Raw genomic sequence first — 14,942 nt, 5'->3', positions numbered from 1 at the left:
CATCGCGGTCGCGCTACGTCACAGCATCTGCACAGCGCCGCAACTAGACTTGGCGCATGACGGACGAGCAGCGCCCCCGCAAGCGCGATCTTCTGTGGGGTCGCATGCCGACCGATCGCACGGTATCCACCGAAGCGGACAACACCGTCCCGTTCTCGCTGCGCGTCAGCGCGGCCTACGCCTGGCGCCTGCTGCTGATCGCCGCCGCCGCCGGTGTCATCATCTGGATCGTCATCCAGCTCAAACTCCTCGTGATCCCGATCCTGGTCGGCATCCTCATCACGGCGCTGCTCTGGCCCGCCTTCGAGTGGATGCTGCGGCACCGATTCCCGCGCTGGCTCGCGATCATCCTCGCCCTGATCGGGACGATCGCGATCGTCACCGGCCTGCTGTGGCTCGTCGGCTGGCAGATCGGCCGGGAGTGGCCGCAGGTGCACGCCAGGACCACCGCGGCGATCGAGGAGTTCCGGCAGTACCTCATCGACGGCCCGTTGCACCTGACCGAGACGCAGATCCAGGAGTACCTCGACCAGGGCTGGGCCCTGATCCAGCAGCAGGCGGAGCTGCTCTGGTCCGGCGCACTCGCCATCGGCTCGACCGCAGGGCACGTCGTCGTCGGCACGCTGCTGACCGTCTTCATCCTCATCTGCCTGCTCGCCGACGGCGGCGGGATCTGGCGCTGGACCACCAAGCTCTTCCCCCGCGACGCCCGGCCCGCCGTCGACGCGTCGGCGCGCAGCGGCTGGCGCACCGTCGTCAACTACGCCAAGACCCAGCTGTTGGTCGCCACGATCGACTCGATCGGCATCGGCCTCGGCGCCTTCCTGCTCGGCGTGCCGCTGGCGATCCCCGTCGCGGTGCTGGTGTTCCTCGGTGCGTTCATCCCGATCGTCGGTGCGGTCGCCACGGGTGCTGTCGCCGTGTTCCTCGCGCTGGTCTACAACGACCCATGGAACGCGTTCTGGATGCTGGTGGTGGTGATCGGCGTCCAGCAGCTCGAGGGGCATGTCCTGCAGCCGATCCTGATGGGCTCGGCGGTGAAGGTGCATCCGCTCGCCGTCGTCCTCGTCGTCGCCGGCGGGTCGATGATCGCCGGCATCCCCGGTGCGCTGTTCGCCGTGCCGCTGGCCGCGTTCGTGAACGTGGTCGCGGTCACGCTCAGCACCGGGTCGTGGCGAACCGGGCGACAACCCGCCGGCGATCTGATCTGGAGTACAGTGCCGCGCGAGCGGCGACGGAGGAACACATGAGCGCAGTCCCCACCCTGGCCGAATTCGAAGACGCCGCGCGGGGGCTGGAACGTGTGATCTCCCACACGCCGACGCTGCCGTCCAGGGCGCTCTCGGACATCCTCGGATCGCCCGTGCTGCTGAAGATGGAGAACCTGCAGCGCACCGGCTCGTTCAAGATCCGCGGTGCAGGGCACCGGCTCGCGCAGCTGACCGCGGAGGAGCGCTCGCACGGCGTGGTCGCGGCATCCGCCGGCAACCACGCACAGGGCGTCGCCCTCGCGGCGCAGGCTCTCGGCATCCCCGCGACGATCTTCATGCCCCTGGGTGTGCCGGTCCCCAAGCTGCTTGCGACACGCGGTTACGGCGCGGAGGTCGTGCTCGAGGGGGAGACGGTCGCGACCTCGCTGCGGCTCGCGGCGGAGTTCGCCGAACGCACCGGCGCGATCATGATCCACCCCTTCGACCACCGCGATATCGTCATCGGGCAGGGCACGCTCGGCCTCGAGCTGATCGAGGACGCTCCGGACGTCGACACGATCATCGTCGGCATCGGCGGGGGAGGGCTCATCGCCGGAGTCGCAGCCGCCGCCAAGGCCGCCGCGGCGAAGATCGGGCGGACGATCCGCGTCATCGGCGTGCAGGCGGAGAACGCAGCCGCCGTGCCCCCGTCGCTCGCGGCGGGGCACCCGGTCGAGATCACCACCCTTCCGACGATCGCCGATGGCATCCTCGTGGCCAAGCCCGGTGACGTGCCCTTCGAGATCATCGAGGACATCGTCGACGATGTGGTCACCGTGACCGACGACGACATCGCACGCGCCCTGCTGGTGCTGCTCGAGCAGGCCAAGGTCGTCGTGGAGCCGGCCGGCGCGGTCGGCGTCGCCGCGATCCTCGCCGGCAAGGTGAAGGACACCGGGAAGACCCTCTCCGTGCTCTCCGGCGGCAACATCGACCCGTTGCTGCTGCAGCGCGTCGTGTCGCACGGCCTCGCGGCATCCGGTCGCTACCTGACGATCCGCATCCCGCTGCCCGACCGTCCCGGCCAGCTCGCGCGGGTCTCCGAGCTCGTCGCCGAGGCCGGTGCCAACGTCATGGAGGTCATGCACACCCGGCACGGCCAGGGGCTGCAGATCAGCGAGGTCAGCCTGCAACTGAGCATCGAGACGCGCGGGGCGGAGCACACCGAGCTGACGCTCGACACGCTCCGCCACGCGGGTTACGAACCCGTCGTCGTTCCCGACTAGGGATCAGCCGGCGAACGTCTCCACGCCGGTCACCTCGACCGAGATCGACTTTCCGTTGGGTGCCTCGTAGGCGGTCTTCTCGCCGACCTTGAGCCCGATGATGGCCTGACCGAGCGGGCTGGCCTCGCTGTACACATCGAGGTCGGTGCCGCCGGCGATCTCGCGGCTTCCGAGCAGGAACACCTCTTCGCCGCCGGCCACGAGGGCGGTGACGACGGTGCCGGGCTCGACGATCCCGCGGCTCGCGGGCGCCTCGCCGACCTTGGCGGTCTTCAGCAGCTGCTCGAGGGTGCGGATGCGCGCCTCCTGCTTGCCCTGCTCGTCCTTCGCGGCGTGATAGCCGCCGTTCTCCTTGAGGTCGCCCTCTTCGCGTGCGGCTTCGATACGTTTGGCGATCTCATCGCGGCCGACGGTCGAGAGGTGCTCGAGCTCGGCGACGAGCCGATCGTAGGCTTCCTGCGTGAGGAACGGGACCTGAGCGTCTGTGGACACAGCGTGCTCCTTTTTCGAACGCCCTTCAGGGCGATTGTGCTGACCGCCCTGAAGGGGCGGAGGGGATATGCCAAGACGCCCCGGCAATTGGCCAGGGCGTCGTCTCAGAGGATTCTATGCGACCCAGCAGGAGTTCACCAAACCAGTGGTGGCCTCCGCGACCGTCGGGACCGCCGCGCTCAGCTGCTGCAGATGGACTTCGGACGCCGGAATCTCGACGATCTTCCAGCCCACGATGCCGAACTCCTCGTCGAGCGCCTCGATCGCGCACGCGATGTCCTTGCCCTGAGCGCCGGTGACCTGGAACCGGACCGTCACGCTGTGGTCGTCGACCACTTCGAACCCGAGATCGTCGGCGTCGACGGAGTTCATGGACTGCGAGAGGGTGAGCCATCCCGCGATCGCGACGACGATCACGACCACGATGACGCCGACGACCCAGGGGAGTCGTCCGCGACGGGTGCGACCATATCGCTCGTCGAGCTCGAGTGCGGTCGTCACGGCGGGTGCCTTTCGGTCGTTAGGCTTGTGATTCCAGGTTACGTGACCTGCGATCGAGAGGCGGACACATGATGGTGCACTTCGGAACGGTGTTCGCTGCCGTGTTCTCAGGAGCCGAGACCCCGATGCCGACGCCGTCGATGACCGTTGACCCGAACTCGGTCACACCCGGTCCTATGGGTTTCGCGGTGATCGTTATCGTCGTGATCGCCGTCGTCCTGCTGATCTGGGACATGAACCGTCGCGTCCGCCGGGTCCGCTACCGCGGCGAGGTGCGCGAGGAACTGGATGCCGAGCAGGCGGCACAGGCGCAGGCGGATGCGGAGACCGCTCCCGATTCGGACGGCGAAGCGCCGGGCAGCCGCCCGCGCGACGACGGGAAGACCCCGCCCGTCTGAGCGTCAGTGCATCGTCATGCCGCCGGTGACGTTGAGTCCCTGGCCGGTCATGTAGCCGGCCAGATCGCTGGCGAGGAACAGTGCGACTCCGGCGACGTCCTGTGTCGTGCCGGTGCGGCCCAGCGGAACCTGTGAGCGGTCCTCGGCGGCCACTTCTTCGGCGGTCATGCCACGGATCGCACCGCCCTCGAGGCGTTCGCGGTGCTTCATTGGTGTCTCGATGATCCCGGGGCAGATGGCGTTGACGGTGATGCCGTGCGGTGCGAGTTCGACCGCCATGGTCTTCGCCACCCCGAGCACGGCATGCTTGGACGCCACGTACGCGGTCATCCCGCGGTAGCCGTTCTTGCCCGCCTGCGAGGAGATGAAGACGATGCGGCCGGTGCGACCGGCATCCAGGAGCCGCCGCGCGACGCCGCGCGCGACGAGGAAGGACCCCTTGGCATTGACGTCGAGGTTGCGGTCCCAGTCCGCTCCGGTCGTCTCGGTCGCGAAGCCCATCGTCGAGGTGCCCGCCGCGGTGACCACGACGTCGATGAGGCCGACGGCGGCGGTGACGGCATCCAGGACCTGCTCGACGGCGCGCTCGTCGCCGACGTCGAGGCGCACGGTCCATTCGTCGTCCCGCCCGGGGGACAGTCCTTCCGGAAGACTCAGGTCGGCGCTTATGACCGTGGCGCCCTCGGCGAGGAAGGCATCCACGATACCGGCGCCGATTCCGCTGGCCCCGCCGGTGACGAGCACGACACGATCACGGAGCTCGGAGAACATCACACGCCGACGCGCTCGAACGGGTCGAGGCTGATGCCCTGCTCGAGGATGCGCTTGGACCACTCCCTGGCGCTGTGCAGGCTGTGATCGCGGTAGTTGCCGCAGCTGATCGCGTCGACCGCGGGAACGTCGTCCCAGGTGATGTCCTCGGCGATGGCGGCGAGGCTCGCGCGCACGGCGGCGACGACGTCGGCGACGGCCGGTTCGCCCCACATGATGAGGTGGAAGCCGGTGCGGCATCCGAACGGGGAGATGTCGATGATGCCGTCGACGTGATCGCGCATGAGGCTCGCCAGCAAGTGCTCGATGGTGTGCAGGCCGGCGGTGGGGATCTCGCCCTCATTGGGCTGCACGAAGCGCACATCGAAGTTCGAGATAGCATCGCCCTTGGGGCCGTGCTCGACGCCGATCAATCGGACGTAGGGGGCGTGGACAGCGGTGTGGTCGAGCGTGAAGCTCTCGACGTCAGCCATGTTTCTTCTCCAGAGTCGGGTAGGCGGTCAGCCGGGGAGGCCGAGTGAGGGGGAGTAGGGGGCGATTGAGATCAGCAGACACGCTGTCCAGTGGCACAGGAATGCGAGGACCGTGCACAGGTGGAAGATCTCGTGGAAGCCGAAATGCCCCGGCCACGGGTTGGGCTTCTTCAGGGCGTACGCCACGGCGCCGAGCGTGTACAGCACTCCGCCGACGCACACCAGCACCATCATGGCGAGATTCGCCTGTGCCAGATCGACCATGTACATGATCGCCGCCCACCCGAGCACGAGGTACAACGCGACGTAGAGCCAGCGCGGCGCACCGATCCAGAACACACGGAACAGGATGCCGAGCAGCGCACCGCTCCAGACGAGTACGAGCAGAAGAGTGCCCTGGGCTGGTGCCAGCGCGTTGACGGCGAGGGGGGTGTAGGTGCCCGCGATCAGCAGCAGGATGTTCGCGTGATCGATGCGCTTGAGGATCAGCTTCGTCTTGGGCTGCCAGTCGATGCGGTGGTACAGCGCCGAATTGCCGAACAGCAGCAGCGAACTGGCCATGAAGACCGCAGCGGCCCACTTCGCGGGAGCGCCCTCGGCGAGCACGATGAGCACGATTCCCGCCACGATTGCGATCGGGAACGTGCCGGCGTGGAGCCAGCCGCGCCAGCTCGGCTTGACCTCGTCCGCGGAACCGTCTTTCGCGGCCTTCAGAAGCGGAAGTTCGGGGATCGGGACCGCATCGCTGTCGGGATTGCTCACGTGCTCACTCTAAGTCGCCCGGCATGCCGCCGTCCGCACATATCCGCAATACACAGCGCCATCACACGGGCACGGACCGGCTGCGCGGTAGCGTAGGCACGTGAATGCACGCACGAGCGAAGGCCGCGGGCCGCTGTATCGGCTCTACAGCAAGCGCCTCAGGCGACAGCTCGATACGGCATCCGTCCCTCATCACGTCGCGATGATGATCGACGGAAACCGGCGCTGGGCCCGGCAGCTCGGCTTCGATTCGGCGGCCGACGGACACCGCGCGGGGGCCGCGAAGATGCGCGAGTTCCTGGGGTGGTGCGATGAGATAGGCGTGCGGGTCGTCTCGCTGTACCTCCTCTCCAGCGACAATCTGCGCAAGCGCGACTCCAAGGAGATCGAGGATCTCATCGAGATCATCGCGGAGCTCGCGGAGTCACTGTCGCAGCAGGCGGGGTGGCGGGTGAAGCACGTCGGACGCTCCGACATCCTTCCGGCCGAGCTCGCACGCGTCCTGCATGACGCCGAGGTTCGCACGAAGGACAACGCAGGCCTGCACGTCAATCTCGCTGTCGGATACGGCGGTCGCAACGAGATCGTGGATGCCGTGCGCTCCATCATCGCGGAGCACGACGCCTCTGGCGGCACGCTGGAGGACCTCGCGGCGCACCTGACTCCGGAGATGATCGGCGAGCACCTATACACGGGCGGGCAGCCCGACCCCGATCTCGTCATCCGCACCAGCGGCGAACAGCGGCTCAGCGACTTCCTGCTGTGGCAGAGCGCGCACAGCGAGTTCTATTTCGTCGAGGCCCTGGGCCCCGATCTCCGCGAGGTCGACTTCCTGCGCGCGATCCGTGACTACGTCGACAGAGACCGCCGCTTCGGCCGCTGAATACCACATCCCGCCCGGCGCGGTCTCGTGGGAGACTCAACGAGTGAGCGCATTCGACGACTATCTCGCCACCTTTGACGGCGACCCCGGTTACCTCGACTGGGCCGCCTTCGGGCCGATCTCTCCGACCGTGCGGGCGGAGGTCTTCGCCGACGCCGACCTGCTCGGCAGTGCCCGGCCGTCGTCTCGCGCGCTGATCGCCGAGCGGCTCGACGAGGCGCGGGCGCTCGCCGCCGAGCTTCTCGACGTCGAGACAGACACCGTGACGATGCAGCCCTCGTCGTCGCACGGCCTCATGCACGCGTTGTTCGGGCTCACCGGCACGGTGATCGCGTCGACGGCGGAGTTCCCGAGCGTGAGCATGACGCTCGAGCGTGCGGCGCAGGCCTCCGGCGGAGCGCTCGTGCCGCGCTGGATCACGCCCGAGGACCGATTCGTGTCGGTGGATGCCGTCGCCGAGGCGCTGGACGACGACGTCTCAGCGCTCGTCGTGAGCCACGTCGACTTCCGCACCGGCTACCGCGCCGATCTCGCCGGCCTACGCGAGCTGCTCGGGCCCGACCGGCTGCTGATCGTCGACGCCGTGCAGTCGTTCGGCGTCGTGGCCGACGACTACGCGGCAGCCGACGTCGTGGCCGGTCACGGCTACAAATGGCTGCGTGCGGCCAGGGGCACGGGCTTCGCATCGTTCTCCGCGAACGCGCGCGAGCGCATCACCCCCGTCCTGTCCGGGCTCGCCGGCGTGGAAGGCGGGCTTCCCATCGACGAGCGGCCCGCGCCCGCGGCATCCGCCCGTGCCTTCGGCGTGAGCAGCCCCGATCAGCTCGCCGTCGCCCGGCTCGCCGTCGGCCTGCGCGACGTGCGCGATGCCGGCGTGGCAGAGATCGAGGAGACCATCAGCGGGCACGTCGACACGATCCTCGACATCGCGGATCGTCACGGCATCCCCGTGCTGACGCCGCGCGAACGCGCGCACCGCGCGGGGATCGTGGCGCTCGCCCCCGAGGCGCCTGCCGCGGTCTCGGCCGCGCTGACCAACGCCGGCGTCGTCGCGACCACTCGGGGTGCGACCGTCCGGCTGGCGGCGCACGCCGGAACCAGTGACGAGACGCTGCGCATGCTCGACGAGGCGCTCGGCACGGTCATCACTCCGGGAGCCTGAGCGCCTTCAGTCAGAGTTAATCTCGGCTTAACGTGAGCTCCGGGCGTGTCGGCCGCAACGATCAGGCGGCCGGGTCGTACGTTCAAGGCATCGGACACGGTGTCCGGTCGAGTCGGCCCTCAGGTACGCGGCTCGTGACCCCTGGTCGACTCGTGGCATAGCCGGGAATCATCCCGGGTCGGGAGTGGGTCGTGACCACACGTACAGCACAGCAGTCCACCCGTCAGGCCTCGCGCCGGTCCTCCTCGGGGGAACCTGCACAGGACCTTCGCACGTATGTGCTCGACACGTCGGTGCTGCTGTCGGATCCGCAGGCGCTGTTCCGCTTCGCCGAGCACTCGATCGTCCTTCCGGTCGTGGTGATCACGGAGCTCGAGGGCAAGCGTCACGATCCGGAGATCGGCTATTTCGCCAGGCAGGCGCTGCGTCACCTCGACGAGCTGCGCATCGAGCACGGCCGGCTGGACTTCCCCGTTCCGATCGGCGAGGGCGGGACGCTGCGGGTCGAACTGAACAACACCGACGGTCAGGTGCTGCCCAGCGGCATCCGCCTCGGCGACAACGACAGCCGCATCCTCGCGGTGGCCATGCACCTCGCACAGGACGGGCAGGACGTCACGATCGTCTCCAAGGACCTCCCGATGCGCGTCAAGGCCGCCTCGCTCGGGCTTTCGGCCGAGGAGTACCTCGCGGAGCAGGCGGTGGACTCCGGCTGGACCGGGATCACCACCCTCGACCTGTCCGGCGACGACATCAGCGACCTGTATGAGAGCGAGGTCGGCATCAGCGAGGATGCGCGCGGGCTGCCGGTGAACACCGGACTCATCATCCACTCCGAGCGCGGATCGGCGCTCGGCCGTGTGACGGGCGACGGCGAGTACCGGCTGGTGCGCGGAGACCGCGAACTCTTCGGGATGCACGGGCGGTCGGCGGAGCAGCGCATCGCGATCGACCTGCTGCTGGACCCTGAGGTGGGGATCGTCTCGCTCGGCGGTCGCGCCGGCACCGGTAAGTCGGCGCTCGCGCTGTGCGCCGGGCTCGAAGCGGTGCTGGAGCGGCAGCAGCAGAAGAAGATCATCGTCTTCCGCCCGCTCTTCGCCGTCGGCGGCCAGGAACTCGGCTACCTCCCCGGCGACCAGAACGAGAAGATGGGCCCGTGGGGCCAAGCCGTCTTCGACACGCTTGGCTCGGTGGTCTCGGGCAACGTCATGGAAGAGGTCGTCGAGCGGGGCTTGCTCGAGGTTCTTCCTCTGACGCACATCCGCGGACGCTCGCTGCACGACGCGTTCGTGATCGTCGATGAGGCGCAGTCGCTCGAGCGCAACGTCCTGCTGACGGTGCTGAGCCGCATGGGCCAGAACTCCCGAGTCGTGCTCACCCACGACGTGGGGCAGCGCGACAACCTTCGGGTCGGCCGCCACGACGGCATCGCCAGCGTGATCGAGACGCTGAAGGGACATGACCTGTTCGGGCACGTCACCCTGACTCGCTCGGAGCGCTCGGCGATCGCAGCCCTCGTCACCGATCTGCTGGAGGGCGGCGAGCTCAGCTGAGGCTTGCACGCCGGGTTGCACCTGTCGGAGGGTGTTGCATCTGTCGGAGGTTGAGGGGGATTTCCGCCGACGGATGTGACACCCTCCGACAGGCGTGTCAGCGGGTGACGAGCCGGCTGAGTGCGCCACGGATGGCCGCCTGGACGGTCGGCCATCCGTGGACGATCTGTGCGTAGTCGAAGCGAAGCGTCTCGTATCCGAGTCGGGATGCCGCGGCATCCCTGACCAGATCCTTGTGCCTCTTGATCTCACCGTCGTGGTTCTCCTTGCCGTCCGCCTCGAGGATCAGTCGGCCGCCGATGACGAAGTCGACCTTCCCGACGCCGTCGATCACGACCTGACAATCGAGGCGGATGCCGAGGATGTGCAGACGGAGGCGCAGAAGCGATTCCAGGCCGCTGTCGGCATCCGATCGCGCGAGATCGACCAGCCAGCGGGCGGATGCCGGCAGCGCCGCCCGGATGCGGAGGCGGGCACCCTTCGACAGCAGTCGCTTCCGCCACGCCGACTCGAAGGCCGCGAAGAACGCCTCGTCGCCCGCGCACCGCCGGTAGTGCACCAATGCGGTCTCGAGGTGCGCTCGTCCGAGAGGCGGCGTGCCGACGTAGAAGTGCGAGACGCACGTGCAGTCCTGGTGCGCGTGGACGCGGCCACGGGCTCCGAGCCAGACGTGGGTTCTCCCGTCGTCTTCGAGCAGCCAGATCCCATGGATCCGCAGCACGGACGCGCACGCCAGGGCTCCACCATGCCCGGCAGCAGTCCGAATGCGGTGATCGAGATCGGTGGTCGCGAAAACGCCCGCGCGGATGCACTGGCGCGCCGGCGCGCGACTGCCGGGAGAGCTGTGTGCGGGTGAAGCCGAGCGTCTGCAAGTGGGACCCGCGTGCGATACCGCCGAGGCGATGGATGGTCTGAGCGAGGCTGAGCATCCACACACTTTGAAGCACCGTCCGGGCGCAGCCGACGGTCTCCACAGGCCTTGCCCGGAACTCGGCACCGTGCAGAACGAGTCGCGCTGCCACGTGTCGCGCGGATGGCGAGACCGCGAGCGCTACGAACGTCGGAACCTGTTGCGCCTGCCGGAGCGATTCGTATGAATCCTCCGACAGGCGCAACAAGGTCCGCCAAATGCGACAACAGCGGCAGCGCCGCGGCCCGGTCAGCCCGGGTGCGTCATGGAGAGCAGGTCGAGCTTCTCGTCCAGCAGCTCAAGCGTGATCTCACCGCGCTCGACGTAGCCGAGGTCGATCACGGCGTCGCGGACGGTGATGCCCTTGGCGACCGAATGCTTGGCGATCTTCGCGGCGGCCTCGTAGCCGATGACCTTGTTCAGCGGCGTGACGATCGAGGGACTCATGCCGGCGAACGCGGCGGCGCGCTCGGTGTTCGCCACGAGGCCGTCGACGGTCTTGTCGGCGAGTACGCGCGAGGCGTTGCCCAGCAGACGGATCGACTCCAGCAGCGCCGTGCCCATGACCGGGATCGCGACGTTGAGCTCGAACGAACCGGATGCTCCGGCCCATGCCACGGTCGCGTCGTTGCCGATGACCCGTGCGCAGACCATGAGCACGGCCTCCGGGACGACCGGGTTGACCTTGCCCGGCATGATCGACGAACCGGGCTGCAGGTCGGGGATGTGCAGCTCGCCGAGGCCTGTGTTGGGGCCGGAGCCCATCCAGCGCAGGTCGTTGTTGATCTTGGTCAGCGAGACGGCGATCGTGCGCAGCGCTCCGGACGTCTCGACGAGCCCGTCGCGGTTGGCCTGTGCCTCGAAGTGGTCCTTGGCCTCGGTGATCGGCAGCTCGGTCTCGGCCGCGAGCAGCGCGATGACCTTCTGCGGGAACCCGAGCGGCGTGTTGATGCCGGTGCCGACGGCGGTGCCGCCGAGCGGAACCTCCGCCACGCGGGGGAGTGCGGACTGCACGCGCTCGATGCCCAGGCGCACCTGGCGGGCGTAGCCGCCGAACTCCTGGCCGAGGGTGACGGGCGTGGCATCCATGAGGTGCGTGCGGCCGGACTTGACGGCGTCCTTCCACAGCTCCGCCTTCGCCTCGAGAGCGACGGCGAGGTGGTCGAGCGACGGGATGAGCGTGTCGATCAGCGCCTGGGTGACAGCGATGTGCACGGAGGTCGGGAACACGTCGTTCGAGGACTGCGAGGCATTGACGTGGTCGTTCGGGTGCACGGCCGAGCCGAGGATGCCGGTCGCCAGCGCGGCCAGCACCTCGTTCATGTTCATGTTCGACGAGGTGCCCGAGCCGGTCTGATACGTGTCCACCGGGAACTCGCCGTCGTGAGCGCCCGACGCGACCTGATCGGCCGCGGCCGCGATGGCATCCGCGATCGCGGCGTCGAGCGTGCCGAGTTCCTTGTTCGCCAGGGCTGCGGCCTTCTTGATGCGCGCGAGCGCGGCGATCTGGGCCGACTCCAGGCCCTTGCCCGAGATCGGGAAGTTCTCGACGGCACGCTGCGTCTGCGCGCCGTACAGAGCGTTCACGGGCACCCGGACCTCGCCCATGGTGTCGTGCTCGATGCGGTAGTCGGTGTCGGTCACTTCGATCCCTCCTGGGTTGCGGGGACGTCTTCGATCCCCGTGTCGATTCCTACGGCGATGACGGGCACGGCCGTGCCCTCGGCAAGACGGTAGTTGGCACCGACGATCCCGAGCCGGCCCTGGGCGACGGCGTCGCTGATCAGCTCGGACGACTGCAGCAGGTTCGCGACGGTGTTGCGCAGGTGCTCGCGGCCGACCTGCTCGGAATCGATGTCTGCGGGCGATGATCCGCCGTTCGCCGCGAGGACCTTGCGGGCGGCCGGGATGATCGGGGCGATCAGCTTCCAGATGTGCGGCGGCAGCGGGGCTGCGTCGATCGCCGTGCCGTCGATCGCGGCGCGCACGGCACCGCATTCGTCGTGTGCGAGCACCACGATGAGCGGGACGTTGAGGATCTCGACCGCATACTCCAGGCTGCCCACGATCGACTCGCCGATGACCTGTCCGGCGTTGCGCACCACGAAGAGGTCGCCGAGGCCGAGGTCGAAGATGATCTCGGCCGCGAGACGCGAGTCGGAGCATCCGAAGAGCGTCGCGACCGGGTTCTGATGGTCGGCGAGATCATGGCGGCGCTCGACATCCTGGTTGGGATGCCGCGGCTCACCCGCGACGAAGCGGCGGTTGCCGTCCAGCATCGCCTGCCACGCGGCGGTGGGAGTGAGCGCTGTCATTCTGCCTCCGAGATGGTGCGGATCTGTGGGATGAGGGATTCGGCGAGCTTCGCCGTGGAGTCCGCGGAGCGTGAGCCGTAGAGCAGCACGTAATCGTCGCCGGCCTGGGTGCCGATCGCGTGGCTGACGTTGTTCTCGGTCCTGCCGTTCAGCTCGTAGACGTCCCAATCGAGTCCGCCGATGCGGGTCGTGTCGGTCGCGGCGGTGCCGTTCAGCAGCTGCGGTGCCCAGGAGGCGTCGGCGTCGAACGCCTGGGCGATGCGGATGAACCCGCGCTCGTCCTCATCCGCCGGGGCGAGGGTGATGTCCCAGACCGTGGTCGCGCCGCCCTGCAGTTCGGCCGCGTTCACTCGCCAGAAGTCGCCGAGGTCGGGAATGACGACCGGACTGTCCATGGTCGATTCGACATCGGCGGCGATGCCGGCCACGTCGACTTCGCGCTCGGATGCCGGTTCGCCCCGCGGCACCCCGAAGACGACCACTGCGACCACTGCGAGGGTGATGATGAGCGCGGCGATGAGATTGCGGAACGACTGGCCTGCCCGGTAGTTCCTGCTGAACTCGGCTTTGCGTGCCGCGGTCTCCTCGGGAGTCTCCGGGCGGCCGAGTTCGGCGACGATGGGGGGCTGCTTGCTCACGACTCTTCCTCGTCGGATGCCGCGGCACGAGTGGCCTCGAGGCGCCGCTTCGCTCCCAGCAGCCACTCCTCGCAACGGACGGCGAGAGCCTCGCCGCGCTCCCAGAGGGCGAGCGAGTGCTCGAGGGTCGGTGCGCCCTGTTCGAGTTCGGCGACCACGCGGACGAGCTCGTCGCGCGCGGCCTCGAACGACAGAGTCTCCACAGGGGTGTCGTTCGGCGCAGTCACGCCCTCCATCCTACGACGCCGCGCGGACGTCGCCCGGCCGCGTGACCGCGCTCAGCCGGCCTCTGCGATCTCGCCTTCGGAGCGCGCGGCCAGCGAGCCGCGGTCGACGGTGATGGTCAGCGCGCTGCCGGCCGGGGCATCTGCGGCATCCCGGAGGATCACGCCCCCGTCTAGGTGCGCGATGGCGTAGCCGCGGGCGAGGGTCGCCGCGGGCGAGAGCGCTCGCAAGGATGCGCGCAGCTCAGAGGTCTGTCGACTCGCGGCGTCGAGCTGCCGGGCGAGCGTGTCGCGTCCGCGGGACTGCAGCAGCCAAAGCTCCTGCGCGCGTTCGGCGATGATCGGGTCGGGGGAGCGCAGCACGGGCCGGGACCGCAACTGCTCGAGCTGCGCGATGTCGTGAGTGATGCGCTGTGTCAGGCGCGAGGTGGCGCGGGCGCGCAACTGCCCGATCAGGGCGCGCTGCTCTCCGACGTCGGGGACGACGCGCTTGGCGGCATCCGTGGGCGTGGACGCGCGGAGGTCGGCGACGTCATCGAGCAGAGGGTGGTCGTTCTCGTGTCCGATCGCGGAGACGATCGGGGTGGATGCCGCAGCCACGGCGCGCACGAGACGCTCGTCGCTGAACCCCAGCAGGGTCTGCGGGTCACCGCCTCCGCGGGCGATGATGATCACGTCGACGTCCGGGTCGGCATCCAGCGCCGCGAGCGCGGCAAGGGTCTCCGGTACGCAGCGGTCGCCCTGCACAGCGGCGTACTGCGTGCGGAAGCGCACCTGCGGCCACCGCAGCTCGGCGTTGCGGTGGACGTCCTTCTCGGCATCCGAGCGTTCGCCGGTGATGAGCCCGATCACGTGCGGCAGGAACGGCAGCTGCTTCTTGCGGACGGTGTCGAACAGCCCCTCCTGGCGCAGCTGCGCTCGCAGCTTCTCCAGCCGCTCGAGCTGATCGCCGAGCCCGACGTGCTTCATGCTCGACACCGTGAAGCTGAAGTCGCCCGCTTTGACGAAGTAGTCGGCCTTGACGGCGGCGACGACGTGGTCTCCGACGCTCAGGTCGGCGGGGATGCGTCCTCGCACGCTCGACCAGACGCGGATCGAGATCTGCGCGTCGGACTGGGTGTCCTTGAGGCGAGCGAACACATTGCCGCCGCGGACATTCCACGACGTGATCTCGCCCTCGACCCAGACCGTGTTCCAGCGGGCGACGAAGTCGCGGATCGTGCCGTTGAGGCGCGCGACGGAGGTCGGAGCTTCCGCTGTCGAATCGCGGGGAGCGACGGCATCCGCCGGCGGGGTCGCGCCGTCTGCGAGCGATGCCTCGAAGACCGTCATCGGGTCCTTTCATCCGTGTTCTGCCTGAGCAGGCGTCCAGGCCCCTCATCGG

Annotated in this window: 17 protein-coding genes; 6 read left to right on the top strand and 11 right to left on the bottom strand. The window is 68.6% G+C overall.

Annotated features, from left to right (window positions below; all coding sequences use genetic code 11):
* The first annotated feature begins 56 nt into the window (after nucleotides 1–56).
* Complete coding sequence (locus tag IM776_RS11030; protein ID WP_194420083.1) at nucleotides 57–1,250, top strand: AI-2E family transporter; 1,194 nt, start codon at nucleotides 57–59, stop codon at nucleotides 1,248–1,250.
* Nucleotides 1,247–2,476 (top strand): threonine ammonia-lyase, encoded by a 1,230-nt coding sequence (gene ilvA, locus IM776_RS11025; RefSeq protein ID WP_194420082.1) that lies wholly within the window; start codon nucleotides 1,247–1,249, stop codon nucleotides 2,474–2,476. Before IM776_RS11030 ends, ilvA begins: the two co-directional genes overlap by 4 nt.
* A 3-nt stretch (nucleotides 2,477–2,479) precedes the next feature.
* Here the strand turns inward: ilvA and greA are convergent, their stop codons facing one another.
* The gene (greA, locus tag IM776_RS11020; RefSeq protein WP_194420081.1) at nucleotides 2,480–2,968 is read right to left on the bottom strand and encodes a transcription elongation factor GreA; all 489 of its coding nucleotides are present in this window, start codon (nucleotides 2,966–2,968) and stop codon (nucleotides 2,480–2,482) included.
* Nucleotides 2,969–3,082: 114 nt separating this feature from the next.
* On the bottom strand, nucleotides 3,083–3,469 hold the full coding sequence (locus IM776_RS11015; protein ID WP_194420080.1) for a DUF4307 domain-containing protein: 387 nt from the start codon (nucleotides 3,467–3,469) through the stop codon (nucleotides 3,083–3,085).
* Nucleotides 3,470–3,537: 68 nt separating this feature from the next.
* Between IM776_RS11015 and IM776_RS11010 the strand changes: the two genes are divergently transcribed.
* Nucleotides 3,538–3,867, top strand: a complete 330-nt coding sequence (locus tag IM776_RS11010) for a hypothetical protein (RefSeq protein WP_228479730.1) — start codon at nucleotides 3,538–3,540, stop codon at nucleotides 3,865–3,867.
* A 3-nt stretch (nucleotides 3,868–3,870) separates the two neighbouring features.
* Here IM776_RS11010 and IM776_RS11005 read toward each other — a convergent pair whose 3' ends face one another.
* Genes IM776_RS11005 through trhA form a run of 3 tightly spaced genes read right to left on the bottom strand, consistent with a single transcriptional unit; the run spans nucleotide 3,871 to nucleotide 5,843 of the window.
* Nucleotides 3,871–4,638 carry an SDR family NAD(P)-dependent oxidoreductase gene (locus IM776_RS11005; RefSeq protein WP_194420079.1) on the bottom strand — a complete coding sequence of 256 codons (768 nt, stop codon included), beginning with the start codon at nucleotides 4,636–4,638 and terminating at the stop codon, nucleotides 3,871–3,873.
* Entirely contained in the window at nucleotides 4,638–5,111 is a 474-nt protein-coding gene (locus IM776_RS11000; protein WP_194420078.1) for an S-ribosylhomocysteine lyase, read from the bottom strand. Before IM776_RS11000 ends, IM776_RS11005 begins: the two co-directional genes overlap by 1 nt.
* Before the next feature lie 27 nt (nucleotides 5,112–5,138).
* On the bottom strand, nucleotides 5,139–5,843 hold the full coding sequence (trhA, locus tag IM776_RS10995) for a PAQR family membrane homeostasis protein TrhA (protein WP_194422620.1): 705 nt from the start codon (nucleotides 5,841–5,843) through the stop codon (nucleotides 5,139–5,141).
* A gap of 130 nt (nucleotides 5,844–5,973) precedes the next feature.
* On the opposite strand from trhA, the gene IM776_RS10990 reads away from it, so the two are divergent.
* The 3 genes from IM776_RS10990 (at nucleotide 5,974) to IM776_RS10980 (ending at nucleotide 9,471) form a co-directional block, all read left to right on the top strand.
* Nucleotides 5,974–6,756 (top strand): isoprenyl transferase, encoded by a 783-nt coding sequence (locus IM776_RS10990; protein ID WP_194420077.1) that lies wholly within the window; start codon nucleotides 5,974–5,976, stop codon nucleotides 6,754–6,756.
* A 43-nt stretch (nucleotides 6,757–6,799) separates the two neighbouring features.
* Nucleotides 6,800–7,918 (top strand): aminotransferase class V-fold PLP-dependent enzyme, encoded by a 1,119-nt coding sequence (locus IM776_RS10985; protein WP_194420076.1) that lies wholly within the window; start codon nucleotides 6,800–6,802, stop codon nucleotides 7,916–7,918.
* A 191-nt stretch (nucleotides 7,919–8,109) separates the two neighbouring features.
* On the top strand, nucleotides 8,110–9,471 hold the full coding sequence (locus tag IM776_RS10980; RefSeq protein WP_422730914.1) for an RNA 5'-3' helicase PhoH2: 1,362 nt from the start codon (nucleotides 8,110–8,112) through the stop codon (nucleotides 9,469–9,471).
* Nucleotides 9,472–9,568: 97 nt separating this feature from the next.
* Here IM776_RS10980 and IM776_RS10975 read toward each other — a convergent pair whose 3' ends face one another.
* The 6 genes from IM776_RS10975 to xseA all read right to left on the bottom strand — a co-directional run bounded on the left by IM776_RS10975 (nucleotide 9,569) and on the right by xseA (nucleotide 14,890).
* Complete coding sequence (locus tag IM776_RS10975; RefSeq protein WP_228479729.1) at nucleotides 9,569–10,192, bottom strand: endonuclease domain-containing protein; 624 nt, start codon at nucleotides 10,190–10,192, stop codon at nucleotides 9,569–9,571.
* Nucleotides 10,193–10,630: 438 nt separating this feature from the next.
* Entirely contained in the window at nucleotides 10,631–12,025 is a 1,395-nt protein-coding gene (locus IM776_RS10970) for a class II fumarate hydratase (protein WP_194420075.1), read from the bottom strand.
* Nucleotides 12,022–12,696 (bottom strand): carbonic anhydrase, encoded by a 675-nt coding sequence (locus IM776_RS10965; protein ID WP_194420074.1) that lies wholly within the window; start codon nucleotides 12,694–12,696, stop codon nucleotides 12,022–12,024. The genes IM776_RS10970 and IM776_RS10965 overlap by 4 nt, the downstream gene beginning before the upstream one ends.
* Nucleotides 12,693–13,334, bottom strand: a complete 642-nt coding sequence (locus IM776_RS10960; RefSeq protein WP_228479728.1) for a DUF4245 family protein — start codon at nucleotides 13,332–13,334, stop codon at nucleotides 12,693–12,695. The genes IM776_RS10965 and IM776_RS10960 overlap by 4 nt, the downstream gene beginning before the upstream one ends.
* Nucleotides 13,331–13,570: an exodeoxyribonuclease VII small subunit gene (locus IM776_RS10955; protein WP_194420073.1), complete on the bottom strand. Its 240-nt coding sequence runs from the start codon at nucleotides 13,568–13,570 to the stop codon at nucleotides 13,331–13,333. The genes IM776_RS10960 and IM776_RS10955 overlap by 4 nt, the downstream gene beginning before the upstream one ends.
* A gap of 42 nt (nucleotides 13,571–13,612) precedes the next feature.
* Nucleotides 13,613–14,890, bottom strand: coding sequence for an exodeoxyribonuclease VII large subunit (gene xseA, locus IM776_RS10950; protein WP_194420072.1), 1,278 nt, complete (start codon nucleotides 14,888–14,890; stop codon nucleotides 13,613–13,615).
* Nucleotides 14,891–14,942 lie beyond the last annotated feature (52 nt).

Origin of the sequence: Microbacterium abyssi, from assembly GCF_015277895.1 — a bacterium.
GTDB lineage: Bacteria > Actinomycetota > Actinomycetes > Actinomycetales > Microbacteriaceae > Microbacterium > Microbacterium abyssi.
The sequence above is the reverse complement of the archived record's forward strand: the minus strand, read 5'-3'. Positions and strand labels throughout refer to the sequence as shown.